This window comes from Streptomyces sp. NPDC002795, assembly GCF_042888725.1.
In the GTDB taxonomy this organism is placed as follows: Bacteria; Actinomycetota; Actinomycetes; order Streptomycetales; family Streptomycetaceae; genus Streptomyces.
This window is the reverse complement of sequence record NZ_JBIAQB010000008.1, coordinates 502244-515928: the sequence shown is the minus strand read 5'-3', so window position 1 is coordinate 515928 and position 13685 is coordinate 502244. Positions and strand designations below refer to the sequence as shown.

15 protein-coding genes are annotated in these 13685 nt (G+C 70.3%); 11 read left to right on the top strand and 4 right to left on the bottom strand.

All coding sequences use genetic code 11. The annotated features are described in order from the left end of the window. Positions 1 to 235 precede the first annotated feature (235 nt). Together ACFYWS_RS26195 and ACFYWS_RS26190 are read left to right on the top strand one after the other, a co-directional pair. Positions 236 to 391: a hypothetical protein gene (locus tag ACFYWS_RS26195; RefSeq protein WP_389280541.1), complete on the top strand. Its 156-nt coding sequence runs from the start codon at positions 236 to 238 to the stop codon at positions 389 to 391. After that, positions 388 to 966: an ATP-binding protein gene (locus tag ACFYWS_RS26190; protein ID WP_389280540.1), complete on the top strand. Its 579-nt coding sequence runs from the start codon at positions 388 to 390 to the stop codon at positions 964 to 966. The genes ACFYWS_RS26195 and ACFYWS_RS26190 overlap by 4 nt, the downstream gene beginning before the upstream one ends. A 99-nt stretch (positions 967 to 1065) precedes the next feature. Here ACFYWS_RS26190 and ACFYWS_RS26185 read toward each other — a convergent pair whose 3' ends face one another. Further along, complete coding sequence (locus ACFYWS_RS26185; protein ID WP_389280539.1) at positions 1066 to 1623, bottom strand: CGNR zinc finger domain-containing protein; 558 nt, start codon at positions 1621 to 1623, stop codon at positions 1066 to 1068. A gap of 118 nt (positions 1624 to 1741) precedes the next feature. On the opposite strand from ACFYWS_RS26185, the gene ACFYWS_RS26180 reads away from it, so the two are divergent. Then, entirely contained in the window at positions 1742 to 2638 is an 897-nt protein-coding gene (locus ACFYWS_RS26180) for a DMT family transporter (RefSeq protein WP_389280538.1), read from the top strand. A gap of 55 nt (positions 2639 to 2693) precedes the next feature. After that, complete coding sequence (locus ACFYWS_RS26175) at positions 2694 to 2900, top strand: hypothetical protein (RefSeq protein WP_389280537.1); 207 nt, start codon at positions 2694 to 2696, stop codon at positions 2898 to 2900. 189 nt (positions 2901 to 3089) lie between these two features. Here ACFYWS_RS26175 and ACFYWS_RS26170 read toward each other — a convergent pair whose 3' ends face one another. Beyond that, a complete protein-coding gene (locus tag ACFYWS_RS26170; protein ID WP_389280536.1) occupies positions 3090 to 3497 on the bottom strand; it encodes a helix-turn-helix domain-containing protein in 408 nt (135 codons plus the stop codon). Positions 3498 to 3560: 63 nt separating this feature from the next. Further along, complete coding sequence (locus tag ACFYWS_RS26165; RefSeq protein ID WP_389280535.1) at positions 3561 to 4865, bottom strand: MFS transporter; 1305 nt, start codon at positions 4863 to 4865, stop codon at positions 3561 to 3563. Between the two features lie 208 nt (positions 4866 to 5073). On the opposite strand from ACFYWS_RS26165, the gene ACFYWS_RS26160 reads away from it, so the two are divergent. From ACFYWS_RS26160 to ACFYWS_RS26140, 5 genes are read left to right on the top strand one after another with little or no spacing between them, the layout of a single operon-like run. Continuing rightward, complete coding sequence (locus ACFYWS_RS26160) at positions 5074 to 6831, top strand: IlvD/Edd family dehydratase (RefSeq protein WP_389280534.1); 1758 nt, start codon at positions 5074 to 5076, stop codon at positions 6829 to 6831. 9 nt (positions 6832 to 6840) lie between these two features. Beyond that, positions 6841 to 7782, top strand: coding sequence for a dihydrodipicolinate synthase family protein (locus ACFYWS_RS26155; protein ID WP_389280533.1), 942 nt, complete (start codon positions 6841 to 6843; stop codon positions 7780 to 7782). Then, a complete protein-coding gene (locus ACFYWS_RS26150) occupies positions 7779 to 8723 on the top strand; it encodes a sugar kinase (RefSeq protein ID WP_389280532.1) in 945 nt (314 codons plus the stop codon). Before ACFYWS_RS26155 ends, ACFYWS_RS26150 begins: the two co-directional genes overlap by 4 nt. A 45-nt stretch (positions 8724 to 8768) precedes the next feature. Beyond that, on the top strand, positions 8769 to 9395 hold the full coding sequence (locus tag ACFYWS_RS26145) for a bifunctional 4-hydroxy-2-oxoglutarate aldolase/2-dehydro-3-deoxy-phosphogluconate aldolase (protein WP_389280531.1): 627 nt from the start codon (positions 8769 to 8771) through the stop codon (positions 9393 to 9395). 37 nt (positions 9396 to 9432) lie between these two features. Further along, positions 9433 to 10155: a FadR/GntR family transcriptional regulator gene (locus ACFYWS_RS26140; RefSeq protein ID WP_389280530.1), complete on the top strand. Its 723-nt coding sequence runs from the start codon at positions 9433 to 9435 to the stop codon at positions 10153 to 10155. Positions 10156 to 10414: 259 nt separating this feature from the next. On the opposite strand, the gene ACFYWS_RS26135 is transcribed toward ACFYWS_RS26140, so the two are convergent. Continuing rightward, positions 10415 to 11779 (bottom strand): MFS transporter, encoded by a 1365-nt coding sequence (locus ACFYWS_RS26135; protein ID WP_389280529.1) that lies wholly within the window; start codon positions 11777 to 11779, stop codon positions 10415 to 10417. Positions 11780 to 11916: 137 nt separating this feature from the next. Here ACFYWS_RS26135 and ACFYWS_RS26130 point away from each other — a divergent pair, with 137 nt between their 5' ends. Both ACFYWS_RS26130 and ACFYWS_RS26125 read left to right on the top strand, forming a co-directional pair. Continuing rightward, on the top strand, positions 11917 to 12666 hold the full coding sequence (locus tag ACFYWS_RS26130) for an IclR family transcriptional regulator (protein ID WP_389280528.1): 750 nt from the start codon (positions 11917 to 11919) through the stop codon (positions 12664 to 12666). A gap of 29 nt (positions 12667 to 12695) precedes the next feature. Continuing rightward, a complete protein-coding gene (locus ACFYWS_RS26125; protein ID WP_389280527.1) occupies positions 12696 to 13625 on the top strand; it encodes a D-isomer specific 2-hydroxyacid dehydrogenase family protein in 930 nt (309 codons plus the stop codon). The last annotated feature ends 60 nt before the right edge of the window (positions 13626 to 13685 follow it).

Here is a 13685-nt window from a genome sequence, read left to right as displayed (position 1 = left end):
CACATTCTGGAAGATCTCCCACAACTCGTCCGGCACCAGCCGTTCAACTATCTCCATGCCAGGACAACGAACCAGCGCCAATCAAGACATCGTCTTAAGGGACCGGGCAGCCGCTGTTCGTAGCCCAACAACCCATGTCCTCAAAGCTCTTGAAAGAGGACGGTTCCGCTCTTCCCGGGCTCCACGGTGTCGTGGTCGCGTTCCATTCGCGATCAGCCGGAGGGGCGGCCTGCTCATGGCACCACTCGTATTCACCACACTCATGCTCTGCACCGCGCTCGCCAAGGCCGGGCCGTATGCCCTGGCCGACGTGCGGCTGTGCTTCACGCCGGGCAGCGGTCGTCATCGCAGGGGCGGCGCCCGCCACGCGGCGCGGGGAGGCCGGCGATGAACGACAAGCCGCAACTGCCGCGCCGTGTGGGACGCCGCCCGGTGACCGTATGCCAGTGGACCGACCGTACTGCCGATGCAACTGCCCTGGCCCGGGCGGCTCTTCGACGGATTCTGGTTCCTCTGCGGTTCAGCGAGGGGCAGGTCGACGATGTCGTACTCGCCGTCTCCGAACTCGTCGCGAACGCCACCGAACACGCGCCGGGACCCTACATCCTCCGGCTGCGCCGCACGGCTGGCGAGTATGTCTGCGAGGTCGAGGACACCGACCCACACGTTCCCCAACTCCCCGACTTCCCTGCCGCCGCGCCCTACGAGCCTGATCCTGACGGGCGGGGCGGCGGCCTCGACGCGTTGCTGGCGTTGCTCGGCGAAAGGGGGCGAGGATTGCACATCGTCGATGAACTGACCTGCGGAGCCTGGGGCTTCACCGTGCGGGAAGCGGTGAAGGTGGCATGGGTGGCTTTCCCCTGCCCGGCGCCGCGCATCCGGTGGGTGGCTTTGGAGGTGGCAGCCGACACCGATTGTCGACGACTTCGGGCAGCACTTGTCGATCACCGGAGCACAAAATGTTGATGAGAACTGACACCACCGGCCCGAGAAGGGGTGTGTTGTCGGTGAGCGAGGCCAGCGGTGCCCGTTTCCGTGGGAAGTAAATGGCGGCGCCACGGACAGTCACGTTCGTCTTGTCTTCCGTGTAGTTGACGGCCGGATGTCACCCTGGCGCCGCTCGCGGTGACGCGCCACGGCGTCGTTGTTGGCGCAGCGCACGGAGCAGTAGGTGCGTCGGCCGTTGCGGGAGGTGTCGACGAATGCCAGACCGCAGGCGTGGCGCGCGCAGCGCCCCAGCCGTTCGGCGTCGGCCGAGCACACGACGTAGGCGAGTCCGGCGGCGGTGACGGCGCGGATGTGTGCGGCTGCGTCGGCGCCGGTGGCGCTGTAGTGCAGGTGGGGTCGGCCGTCGTGCAGGGAGATCCGGGGACTACTGGAGGCGTCGGCGAGAAGTGTATTGACTGCCTGGCATCGCTCTTCGAGGTCCTGCTGCCCGAAGCACGCGGCCAGGCGCCGGCTCCATGTCCAGATCGTCTCGGTCTGCGCGGCGGTGAGGGTGTGGTGCACCACGCCGTGCGTGGCGAGTAGTGGTTCCAGGTGTTCGGGGGGTGGTGGCGCGGTCAGGTTGACCAGGTCTGCGGCCAGCCGGGCGGCCTCCCCGCCGTAATGGTTGAAATGCATAAGGCGATTACATCATCGTGTGGGTCCGAGCCGTAGTGGCGCGCAGTGGCAGGTCGGGTGGCCGTCACGGCAGAGCCTGGCGGCGCTGATCACGGAGAGGACCCGGAGGGGCACGACGGTGAAGACCCCCCGCGCGCCGTGGCAGGGCGCCGCGACGGCTCCGGCGTTGATGCTGGCTCAGATCGTCAGTCTTCAAGCGGGTTCGGCCGTGGCGAAGGATACCTATGGGACCGTCGGTCCCACGGCGCTGGCCGGTATGCGGCTGTTTTTCTCGGCCACGATCCTGTGGATACTGGTCCGGCCTCGACTGCGGGAGGTCACCGCTGTGCAGTGGCGGGCGGCGGTCTCACTTGGTCTGGTCCTCGCGGCCATGAACTTGGCGTACTTCCAGGCCATCAGCCGCCTGCCGATCGGGGTGGCCGCGACCTTGGAGCTGCTCGGGCCGCTCACCTTGTCGATCGTTCTGTCCCGTCGGCTTGAGCACCTCGCGGTGGCGTTGCTGGCGCTTGTGGGTGTGCTCCTGCTGACCGCCCCGGGAGCCTCGCTCTCCGCCGCCGGGCTGCTGCTGGGGGGCGCCGCCGCGCTGTGCCGGGCCGGGTATGTGGTCCTGAGTCAGCGGGTCGGGCGCCTGTTCCCCGACTGGACGGGCCTGACTCTGGCGCTGGCCTGCGGCGCCTGTGTGCTGACTCCGGTCACCGCCGTCACGGACGGTGGCACGGTGGCGGCCCACCCTGCCGTCCTCGGCACCGGGCTCATGGTGGCCCTGCTGTCCTCCCTGGTCCCGTACTCGCTGGATATGACGGTCCTGCGGCGCATCGATGTGCGCGCCTTCGGCGTGCTGCTTGCACTGAGCCCCGCCGTGGCGGCGGGGGTCGGTTTCGTTTTGCTGCACGAGCAGCTCACGGCACGTCAACTGTGTGCCATGGCGCTGGTCGTCCTGGCGGGCGCCTGGTCGGTGCGCCGCGCCGCTCGGCGTGTCGGACCTGCGGATAGCCCCGGTGCTCGTCCCGTGTGAGCCCCACCCGATGTAATGGTTGAAGTGTCTTAGACAGTGACGCCATGTTGGTGGCATGACTCCCGCATCCGAGGTCACGCCGTCGGACGACCGCTGCCCTGTCTGCCACGAGCCGACTCCGACGGAAACGCAGTTGTGGACGCTAAGGTCCCACCACCGCACATCTGAAGGTGAGGTCGAGTACTGCATCGGCGGCTGCGGCTGTCTCGTCATCCTGGTCAACGGCGAGATGATCAAGAGCCTCTCCGTCGACCGTCGGTAGCCCTTGCTGGAGCTCCACCAGTAGGGCGAGGCATACGGGTCAGCCTGCGGTAGTGCCCTGAGCGGCGGCCCTGGCTTGGGTGAGGGCGAGGCGGCAGACCGGTTTGGCCGCCGCGGTCGCAGCAACTGGTCGTAGGCGGCGACCGACGGCAGTGGCCGGTTGTCGGGCGGCAGGTGGGCCAGCCGCCGTTCAGTCAGGAAGGTCACCCTCGCCCGGTCCGGCTCCGATCCAGTTGTGGAGGGCGGGGCGTCGTCGGCCTCGGCGGCCTTGCGGGCTTCCAGCGCGACCGCGTCCGCGGTCAGGGCGCCGGCTCGTAGGGCGGCCGCGAGGCCGGTCACCAGCTTCCACATCGGCATCGGAGATCTTCCTGGGGACGCCCGGCCTGGGCTCGTCGGAAAAACCGTCCAGCCCACGGTCGAGGAAACGCCTGCGCCAGGTGCGGACCGTGTCAGGCGCGACGGTCAGACGTCGTGACACTTCCCTGATGGAGTGTCCCTCGGCGCACTCCAGCACGATCCGGGATCGAAGGGCCTGAGCCGTCGAGCGGCGCCGTACCCATCCCTCAAGTACGGCCCGCTGGGCATCAGTTAACGACACAGGCGGGATCTTCGGTCCACGACGATTCACACCAAACCGACGACGAACCTCTGACTCACGTCACTAGCGGGACCCTGCCAGGTCCCGGGGCGAGTGCTCCACCACGGGCCCCTTCTCGATCAGCCGTTTGACCCCGTACGTGGCGACGACCGCCACGGCCATGGCGGCGACGAGAAACCACAGGCCTGCTGTCGGAGATCCGGTGCGGTCCACGATCACCCCGATTCCCAGGGGCCCGAAGCCGCCACCCAGGTTGCCCACCGCATTGATCATGGCGATCCCCGATGCCGCCTCCACGCCGGTGAGGAAGCGCGAGGGCAGTGACCAGAGGACCGGCTGACCTGCAAAGATCCCCATCGCAGCCAGGCTTATGAGCGCCATCTGCAGCACGTGGTTGCTGACGAGGGCACTGCCGGCCAAGCCGAGCGCACCGAGTGCGGCGCTGCCCGCGATCCACGGGTAGCGCGAGCCACTGCGGTCGGCGAGCTTCGGCACCACGTACAGGCCCAGCGCGACGAAGACGTACGGGATCGCCGTGATGAAGCCGGTGTCCAGAGCGCTCAGGCCACCGAAACCGTCGACGATCGTCGGCAACCAGAAGCTCAGCCCGTAAGCGCCCAGCGGGAAGCACAGGAAGTACAGCGACATGAGAACCACCCGCCGGTCACGGAGGGTGCGCAGCGGCCTGGGGTGTGCGGTGCCCACCGAGTCAGCCTCGGTGGCGAGCTCGGAGGCGATCCAGCCCCGCTGGTCCGCGTCCAGCCAGCGCACGTTGTCCGGTCCGTCCGGGAGCAGCTTCAGGGTGACCAGACCGAGCAGCACGGCGGGAAGGCCTGTGGCGATGAAGATCCACTTCCAGCCCTCGAGGCCGAACGTACCGTGCAGACCGTTCAAGGCCCCCATGACCGGGTTGCCGATGATGAACGCCAGCGGCGCCGACATCATGAACCAGCCGACCATGCGGGCCCGGTAACGGTAGGGGTACCACTTCGTCATGTAGTAGAGGACGCCCGGATAGAAGCCCGCCTCAGCGACGCCGAGCAGGAAGCGGGCCGCGTAGAACTGCCAGCTGGTGCTCACCAGTGCGGTGAGCGCGGTGACAAGACCCCAGCTGATCATGATGCGGGTGAACCAGCGTCGCGCGCCGTAGCGCTCCAGGAGGATGTTGCTGGGGATCTCGAAGATCGCGTACGCGACGAAGAACGCCACCTGCCCGAGGGTGAAGGCGGCGTTGGACAGGCCCAGCTCGTGCTGGAGTGTCAGCTTCGCGAAGCCGACGTTGGACCGGTCGATGTAGGCGACGAGATAGAGCAGGACGAGAAACGGCATCAGCCGCCACGTCACCGCTTTCATCACCTTGGTTTCCATGCGGCCCTCCTCATGCGCGCCACCGTACGGCGGCGCTTGATGCTGCTGGGCGGAGGCGGCGGCCCCGACCGCTGCCTCCGGCTCCCTCTGGACAGGAGCAGACAGTAACGTGATTTGATAGCACCATTAACTGGAGGGCAAGGCACGACTTGGTTACGACGCTGCTGCGCCTCCGCGCCGTCCACGGCACCGCACCGGAAGGACCACCATGGCCGCGATCGACCCGCCGCTTGACGCCCCCGCCCCGGAAGGCGCGCTACTGCGCAGCCGCGCCTGGTTCGGCGACGGCGGCAAGAACGGCTTCATCTCCCGCCACCACCTGCGGGCCATGGGACGCGGCGGCCACAACTTCGACGGCCGTCCCGTGATCGGTATCTGCAACACCTTCTCGGAGCTCACCCCGTGCAACGGCCACCTCCAGATCATCGCGGAGGCGGTCAAGCGCGGGGTGCTGCAGGCGGGTGGCTTCCCGCTGGAGTTCCCCGCGATGTCGCTGGGCGAGCCCTTCCTCCGGCCGACCTCGATGCTCTACCGCAATCTCGCCGCGATGGAGATCGAGGAGCAGATCCGGGCCAACCCGATCGATGCCGTGGTGCTGCTGACCGGCTGCGACAAAACGACCCCGGCCGCCCTGATGGGCGCGGCCAGCGCGGGTGTGCCCGCGGTGGTCTTCACCGGCGGGCCGATGCTCAACGGCCGCTTCCGAGGCCGCAATGTCGGCTCGGGCACGGACATCTGGCGGATGACCGAGGAACTGCGGGCCGGAACGATCACCCAGGAGGAGTTCACCGAGTTCGAGTCGTCGCTGAACCGCTCGGCCGGTCACTGCATGACCATGGGCACCGCCTCGACCATGGCCTGTCTGACCGAGGCGCTCGGCATGATGCTGCCGGGCGGCTCCGGACTGCCCGCCGTCGACGCCCGGCGCACCACCCTCGCCGAGGAGACGGGCGCACGAGCCGTGGAGCTGGCCGGCAGCGACCTGACTCCGGGGCGGATCATGACCCGGAAGGCCTTCGAGAACGCCATCCGGATCAACGCGGCGATCGGCGGCTCCACCAATGCCGTCGTCCATCTGCTCGCCATCGCCGGACGCCTCGGTGTGCCGCTGGCCCTCGACGACTTCGACGTGCTGGGCGCCGAACTCCCGCTGCTGATCGACCTGATGCCGTCGGGCCGCTTCCTGATGGAGGAGTTCGCGTACGCGGGCGGTCTGCCCGCCCTCATCCATGATCTGCGCGACCGGCTGCACCGGGACACGGTGACCGTCACCGGCCGCTCGCTCCTCGACAACTGCGAGGGCGCCGAGGTGTACGACCGCGAGGTGATCCGGCCGCTGGACAACCCGGTGCAGCCGGCCGGCACCGGCACCGCCGTGCTGCGCGGCAACCTCGCCCCGAGCGGTGCCGTCATCAAGCAGTCCGCCGCCGAACCACGGCTGCTCAGCCACACAGGCCCTGCCCTGGTCTTCGACTCGCTGGAGGACTACCTCGCCGTCGCCGAGGACCCGGAGCTCGACGTCACCGCCGAGACCGTCCTTGTCGTACGGAACACCGGGCCGAAGGGCTATCCGGGCATGCCGGAGGTCGGCAACCTTCCGCTGCCGAAGAAGCTCCTTGACGCCGGCGTACGCGACCTGGTGCGGATCTCGGACGCCCGGATGTCCGGGACGGCCTTCGGTACGTGTGTGCTGCACGTCGCCCCGGAGGCCGCGGTCGGCGGCCCGCTGGCGTTCGTCCGCACCGGGGATCCCGTCTGCCTCGACGTCCCCGGGCGGCGGCTTGACGTGCTGGTCGATGACGCGGAACTGGAGCGGCGGCGGGCCGAATGGCAGGCGCCGAAGCCGCCCACGACGCGCGGCTGGACCTACCTCTACACCGAACACGTCACGCAGGCCGACACCGGCGCCGACCTGGACTTCCTGGTCGGCTCGACCGACTCCGCCCCGCCGCGCCAGGCCTTCTGAGGAGCTGACATGTCCCATCCGCACTACAGCACCGGCGCCCTGGTGCGGGGTGTCTCGCCCGTCCTGGAGGTGCCCTTCCGGGAGAACGGAGACCTGGACCCGGACGGCTTCGGAGTCGTCGTGGACCGGGTACTTGCCACCGGGGTGAGCTCCGTGATGTTCCCCGGCTTCGCGAGCGAGTTCCACAAACTCGACGGCGGGGAGCGGCAGTTGCTCACCGGGCTGCTGCTGGAGCGCACCCGGGACCGGGCCGACGTGGCCGCGATCGTCTCCGTCCCCGACCACGCGACGCGCCATGCCGTCGCTCAGGCCACTCTGGCCGCCGAGCGCGGCGCCGACGCACTCAACCTGCTGCCGCCGTACTTCCTCGGCCCGTCCCGGGACGCCGTACTCACCCATGTACGGGCCGTGCTGGCAGCGGTCGATCCGCTGCCGGTCATCGTGCAGTACGCCCCCGCCCAGACCGGCACCGCGCTGGACGCGCCCACGCTGCACCAGCTCGCCGCCGAGCACCCCAACCTCCGCTGGGTGAAGGTCGAATCGGCCCCGCCCGGACGGCTGATCGCGGCGCTGGCTGCGGGCGAGCGGCCGTTGCCCGCCCTCGTCGGCTACGCGGGCCTGCAGCTGCCCGACGCGCTGCGGCGCGGCGCGGTCGGGGTCCAGCCCGGCTGCTCCTTCACCGAGCTGTACATCGAGCTGTGGCGCCGCTGGGAACAGGGCGACGAGGCGGGTGCGGTCGCTCTGCACACACGGATGGTGCCGTACCTCTCGTACTGGATGCAGGGCGTCGAGCTGATCGTCGCGGCGGAGAAGGAGATCTCGGTCCGGCGCGGCTGGTTCGGCTCCGCACACTGCCGAGCGCCGGGCCACCGCCTTGACGAGGAGGAGATACGCATGATCGACCGGTTCTGCACGGAGTTCGCGGAGCTGATCCCGGAGCTCGCCCGATGACCTCCGACGTGGTCACCTGCGGTGAGGCGATGCTGCTGATGCTGGCCGAGCCGGGTGTGCCACTGGAGCGGGCGGTGACGTTCCGCCGCTCGGTGGCGGGCGCGGAGTCCAACATGGCGGCGGGGCTCGCCCGCCTCGGTCACGGCGTGCGCTGGCTGGGCAGGGTCGGCGACGACCCGTCGGGGCGGGCCGTCCTGGCCCAGCTGCGCGCGGACGGCATCGACACCTCGTACGCCGCCGTGGACGCGTCCGCGCCGACCGGGCTGCTGATGCGCGACAGTCATCCCGCCCGTGCCATCGATGTGCAGTACCACCGGGCGGGCTCGGCGGCATCGCTGCTGACGCCCGATGAGCTGAAGCCCGAGATGCTCGGCGGGGCGCGGCTGGTTCACGTCACCGGAATCACCCCCATGCTGTCGGACTCCGCGCACCGGGCGACGCTGCGGCTGCTGGAACTGGCGCGAGAGGCCGGTGCCCTGGTGTCCTTCGACCCGAATCTCCGGCTGAAGCTGGGCACGCCGGAGCGGTGGCGCTCGCTGGTGACACCCCTGCTGGAACGCGCGGACCTGATCCTGGCGGGTGAGGACGAACTCCAGGTGCTGGGAGTGACGGGGGCAGGGTTGCTGGCGGCGGGCGTGGACACGGTCGTCGTCAAGCACCGCGACAAGTCGGCCAGTTGCCTGACCGGCGACAGCAACTGGCATCAGCCCGCCTTCCGCGTGCCGGTGACGGACCCGGTGGGGGCGGGGGACGCCTTCGCGGCGGGCTTCTTGTCCGCCTTGCTGAGGGATGCGCCGTACGACATCTGCCTGCGGGAGGCGGCGGCTGTCGCGGCGCTGGTGGTGCAATGCGCCACGGACACGGACGGGCTGCCGGACCGGCGCGGTCTTGAGCGCGCACTGGAGGCGTTCACGGGTGACGCCGAATCCGTCCACCGCTGACCAGTGAAGCAGCGCTGACCACTGAAGCAGAGGAGCACAGCAGCCATGTACCGATGGGAAATCGTCCGGGCCGTCACCGCACAGCGGGTGTTCGGCATCGTAAGGACCGCGGGGCCCGAGGCGGCCGTCGAGGCCGCCGAGGCCGTACTGGACGCCGGGCTGAACGCGGTGGAGGTCGCGCTGACCACGCCGCGCGCCCTCACCGCCGTGGCCCGGCTCACCGAGACCCGCCCGGACGCCCTGGTGGGCGCGGGCACGGTCATCGACGCTGCGGCGGCGCGGGCGGCGGTCGAGGCGGGGGCACGGTTCCTCGTGTCGCCGAGCCTGCACCCCGAGGTGATCCGCACCGGTCACCGCTACGGCGTACCGGTGTTTCCGGGGGTCGTCACGCCGACCGAGATGGTGCGGGCCCTGGAGGAGGGTGCGGACGGCCTGAAGCTGTTCCCCGCGTCGACCGTCTCGCCGTCCTGGCTGCGGGACGTGCGGGCCGCGCTGCCGCAGGCGCCCGTGATCCCCACGGGAGGTGTGACAATCGACAATGCACCGGAGTGGATCGCTGCCGGTGCCGTGGCCTGCGGAATGGGCTCGGCACTGACGTCGGGCGGAGCGCGTGCGGCGGGCGAGCGGGTGACCGTACTGCTGAGCCGTCTCGCTCAGGCGGCCGGTCATTGAATGGAACAGTTCGGACGAGCGGAAGACGAGGGCCGGCGTGGAACTTCAGGGCCTGCATGGGCAGGTGGTCGACCGGATCGGCCAGTCGCTCGCCGCGGACGAGATCCGCGCGGGTGAAGTCCTGCGCCTGGAGGACGTCCAGGAGCGGTACGGCGTCTCCCGAACCGTCGCGCGGGAAGCCGTACGCGTACTGGAGTCGAAGCAGGTGGTCACCAGCCGCCCGCGGATCGGCATCACCGTACGGCCGATGACCGCATGGAATCTGTACGACCCGCAGGTCATCCGGTGGCGCCTGGCCTCTCCATGCCGCGAGGCGCAGCTGCGTGAACTGGCGGAGCTGCGGGCCGCGGTGGAGCCGTCGGCGGCGGCGCTTGCGGCGGCGGGCGCGGACACAGCGGCCCGCCGGGCCCTGACCGCCCACGCGCAGGCGATGGCGAGCGCGGCGCGTGAGCGCGACAGCCAGGGCTTCATCGCGGCGGACTCGGCGTTCCACCGGGCCCTGCTGAGCGCGTCGGGGAACGGCATGTTCGGGCAACTCTCCGAGGTGACGGAGGAGTTGCTGGCGGCGCGGCGGGATCTGCGGCTGATGCCGGACCAGATCGACACGGCTGCGGTGCAACGCCATCTGGAGGTGGCGGCGGCGGTGGCCGAGGGGCGCCCGTCAGACGCGGCCGAGTGTGTCCGTGCGATCGTCGACGCGGCCCGCAGCGAGGTGGAGCGCCTCCTGGAGGGCGTCCCGCACTGCACGCTGGGAGGCTGAAGCGAGCCAGGTCAACTGCCTGAAGGGCGGACCGGTACGGCTCGGGCGGCAGGCGGCAGGCGGCAGGCGGCAGGCGGCAGGCAGCAGGCAGCAGGCAGCAGGCCGCGAGGCCGACACGGCTGGGACAGCGGACCGCAGGGGCGGGCCGCTGCGGTCCGGGGCGCGGGGCCGTACAGCCCCGCGCCCCGGACCGCCCCGCCCGTCGTACCGCCGACACCGCCGGATCCAGCTCCTGCGCCCTTCCAGGCCGCGCCCCCGGCTAGCTCGCCGCCTTTGCGGGCTCCTGGCCCCTCGCCGTCTCAGCCGCCAGGCGTCCCGGAGTCGTGTAGCGGCCCGCCAGCAGGGCGACGGCCGCGGCCAGGAGCATCGCCGCCGCGATGACAAGGAGCGGGGCGTCGAAGGAGCCCGTGGCCTCCTCGATGACGCCGATCAGCGGCGTGACCGCCAGGCCGGCCACGTTCGCGAAGGCGTTGATGAAGGCGACACCTGCCGCCGCCGCGATGCCCGACATGAAGGCTGTCGCGGTGCCCCACAGCGCCGGTACGGCCGACCAGGCCGCCCCCGTGGACAGGGCGAGCAGGGCGAAGCCGAGGACATCGGGACCGGCCAGGACGCTGGCGGTCAGCAGGACCGCCGAGAGGGCCATCGGCACCGCCATGTGCACTGCGTGTTTGCCGCGTCGGTCGATGCTGCGCGAGACGATCACCATCGCTATCACGGCGAGTGCGTACGGCACGGCGGTCAGCAGCGTCGTCACGAAGTCGCTCGGATCCCCGAAGCCCCCCTGGATGACCTGCGGCATCCACAGCGTCAGGCCGATGCTGTTGAAGGAGTAGAGGAAGAAGAACAGTGCGAGCAGCAGTACACCGGGGCTGGTGAGTGCCTGCCGTACCGAGATGGCGCGCTGGCCCTCGATCTCGGCGCGCTCCTTCGCGAGGCGGCCGATGAGCCACTGCCGGTTGCGCTCCGGCAGCCAGGCGGCGTCCTTCGGGTCGTCGGTGAAGTACTTGAGGACGACGATGCCGAGCAGCACGGCCGGGATCGCCTCGACCACGAACAGCCACTTCCAGCCCGCGATGCCGGCGATGCCGTCCAACTTCAGGATGAGGCCGCTGATCGGGGCGCCGATGACCGTGGCGAGTGCCGCACCCACGTAGAACCGGCCCATGGCGCGGCCCCGGTGGCTGGCAGGGAACCAGCGGGAGAGGTACCAGATGATGCCGGGCGTGAAGCCGGCCTCGGCGGCGCCGAGCAGCAGCCGCACCAGATAGAAGGACTTCTCGCCCTGGACGAGGGCCATACAGGCGGAGACCAGCCCCCACGTGATCATGATGCGGGCGATCCAGCGCCGTGCGCCCATCCGGGCAAGGACCACATTGCTGGGCACCTCGAAGATCACGTACGTGACGAAGAACAGGCTGGCGCCGAGGCCGAATTGAGCACTCGTCAGCCCGATGGCCTCGTTCATCGTCAGTGCGGCGACCGAGACGTTGGAGCGGTCGATGTACGCGACGAGGTAGCAGACGATGATCAGTGGCATCAGCCGCCGGGCCACCCGGCCCATGGTGTCCCGCTCCAGCCCGCCGTCGTCCCGGCCGACCGCGGTGTCTCGCTCAGGGCTCATCGGCCCTCCGTTCCCCAGGGGTGTGCAACATGCGCACACCTCAACTCAATGGTGCTATGATCTGCCCAATGGTGGGGAGGGGAACCGGCCATGTCAACGGTCCGGCTCAAGAGCGCTTACGACGACGGGAGTTCGGGATGTCCCAAACGGTGGAGCGTGCCATGGCGATCCTGGAATGCGCGAGCACGTCGCCCCGCCCCCTCGCCGAGATCGCCGACCACATCGGCGTCCACCGCACCACCGCACTCCGCCTGCTGCACACCCTCCGCGACGGCGGTCTCGTACGCCGCCTGCCCGACGGAAGCTGGGGCGCGGGCCCGCGCCTTGCCGCACTCGCGACTCGCGCGGCCGGCCAGTTCGAACTACGCGAGACGGCCCGCACTCACCTCGCCGCACTCCAGGAAAGGACCGGCCACACCGTCCACCTGGCCGCGCTGCGCGACGCCGACGCGTCGATCGTGTACGTCGACAAGATCTCGCCACCGGGCCCGGTCCGTCTGTACGCCCGGGTCGGCAGGCCCGTCCCGCTGCACACCGCAGGCGTCAGCAAGGCGATCCTGGCCCACCTGGCTCCGGAACACGCCGGGCAGCTGCTGGACGGCTGGGAGTTCACCCGGCACACCGCCACCACCCTGACCACCCCGGCCGCCCTCGCTCAGGAGCTGGCGGCCGTGCGGCAGCGCGGCTGGGCCGCCGACGACGGCGAGTTCGAGGATTTCGTGCACTGCGTCGCCGTGCCCGTACGGAACGCCTTCGGCGAAGTGACCGCCGCCGTCTCGCTCACCGCACTGCGCGCCCAGGCCGACCGCGACACGCTGCACGCCCTGCTGCCGGAGGTGCGGCATTGCGCCCGGCTGATCTCGGCCGACCTGGGCTACACGTCGTAATCCGCGATCCACGCACCGGAGGAACCACCATGACCAGCCGCACCACCCCCGTCGCCGTGCATGTCGGCCCGGAACCTGTTCCCGTCCTGCTGGAGGCGGTACGCCGCGGGGGCGGCCATGCCGTACCGCTGGCGCAGGCCGAGGCGATCGTCTACTACGGCAGCGATGAGCCGGACGAGGTGAGGAACATGATCCATGACGGCATCCGGTGGGTGCAGTTGCCGCACGCGGGCGTCGAGCGCTGGGCGGACGCGGGCGTCATCCATGAGCCGGCCGTCTTCACCGCGGCCACCGGCTCGTACGGCGAGGCAGTCGCCGAGCACGCCCTCGCCCTGATGCTGGCAGCCGCGCGCGGGCTGCACCGGCTTGCGCGGGCGCGGGCCTGGAGCCCCAACCTCACACAGGAGTTCACTGGTTCGACGGTCGCGCTGGTCGGCTGCGGCGGCATCGGGCGGTCACTGATCCGGCTGCTTGAGCCGTTCGGCTGCCGGATTCTCGCGGTCTCCGACAGCGGCCCGGTCACCGGCGCCGAACGCACCGTGCCGCGCGCCGCTTTCCGGGACGTGCTGCCCGAGGCGGACTTCGTGGTGGTAGCTGCCCCGGCGACGCCCAGCACACGCGGCATGTTCGGCGCGCACGAGTTCGCGCTGATGCGCCAGGACGCGTGGCTGGTCAATGTCGCACGCGGCAGCCTGGTGGCAACCGACGATCTGGTGCAGGCGGTGAAGACCGGCACGATCGGCGGCGCCGCCCTCGACGTCACCGACCCGGAACCGCTCCCGGCGGGGCACCCCCTGTGGGACATGGAGAACGTTCTGATCACCCCCCACTGCGCCAACCCGCGCTCCTCCTACTGGCGCGGTCTCGCCGAGCGCGTCACGGCGAACGTGACGCTGCTGGCCGAGGGGCGGCCGACAGCAGAACTGGAGGGCGTGGTCCGCGCCGGTCATGGATTCTGACGGGCATTCGTCCTGCTCGGCCAACGGCCCGACCGCGAAAAGGGGCCCGGCGATGCCCCT

Excerpts from the sequence above, each read along its gene's own strand:
- ACFYWS_RS26195 (WP_389280541.1), top strand. The coding sequence starts at position 236 with ATGGCACCACTCGTATTCACCACACTCATGCTCTGCACCGCGCTCGCC.
- ACFYWS_RS26190 (WP_389280540.1), top strand. The coding sequence starts at position 388 with ATGAACGACAAGCCGCAACTGCCGCGCCGTGTGGGACGCCGCCCGGTG.
- ACFYWS_RS26185 (WP_389280539.1), bottom strand. The coding sequence starts at position 1,623 with ATGCATTTCAACCATTACGGCGGGGAGGCCGCCCGGCTGGCCGCAGAC.
- ACFYWS_RS26175 (WP_389280537.1), top strand. The coding sequence starts at position 2,694 with ATGACTCCCGCATCCGAGGTCACGCCGTCGGACGACCGCTGCCCTGTC.
- ACFYWS_RS26165 (WP_389280535.1), bottom strand. The coding sequence starts at position 4,865 with ATGGAAACCAAGGTGATGAAAGCGGTGACGTGGCGGCTGATGCCGTTT.
- ACFYWS_RS26160 (WP_389280534.1), top strand. The coding sequence starts at position 5,074 with ATGGCCGCGATCGACCCGCCGCTTGACGCCCCCGCCCCGGAAGGCGCG.
- ACFYWS_RS26155 (WP_389280533.1), top strand. The coding sequence starts at position 6,841 with ATGTCCCATCCGCACTACAGCACCGGCGCCCTGGTGCGGGGTGTCTCG.
- ACFYWS_RS26150 (WP_389280532.1), top strand. The coding sequence starts at position 7,779 with ATGACCTCCGACGTGGTCACCTGCGGTGAGGCGATGCTGCTGATGCTG.
- ACFYWS_RS26145 (WP_389280531.1), top strand. The coding sequence starts at position 8,769 with ATGTACCGATGGGAAATCGTCCGGGCCGTCACCGCACAGCGGGTGTTC.
- ACFYWS_RS26135 (WP_389280529.1), bottom strand. The coding sequence starts at position 11,779 with ATGAGCCCTGAGCGAGACACCGCGGTCGGCCGGGACGACGGCGGGCTG.
- ACFYWS_RS26130 (WP_389280528.1), top strand. The coding sequence starts at position 11,917 with ATGTCCCAAACGGTGGAGCGTGCCATGGCGATCCTGGAATGCGCGAGC.
- ACFYWS_RS26125 (WP_389280527.1), top strand. The coding sequence starts at position 12,696 with ATGACCAGCCGCACCACCCCCGTCGCCGTGCATGTCGGCCCGGAACCT.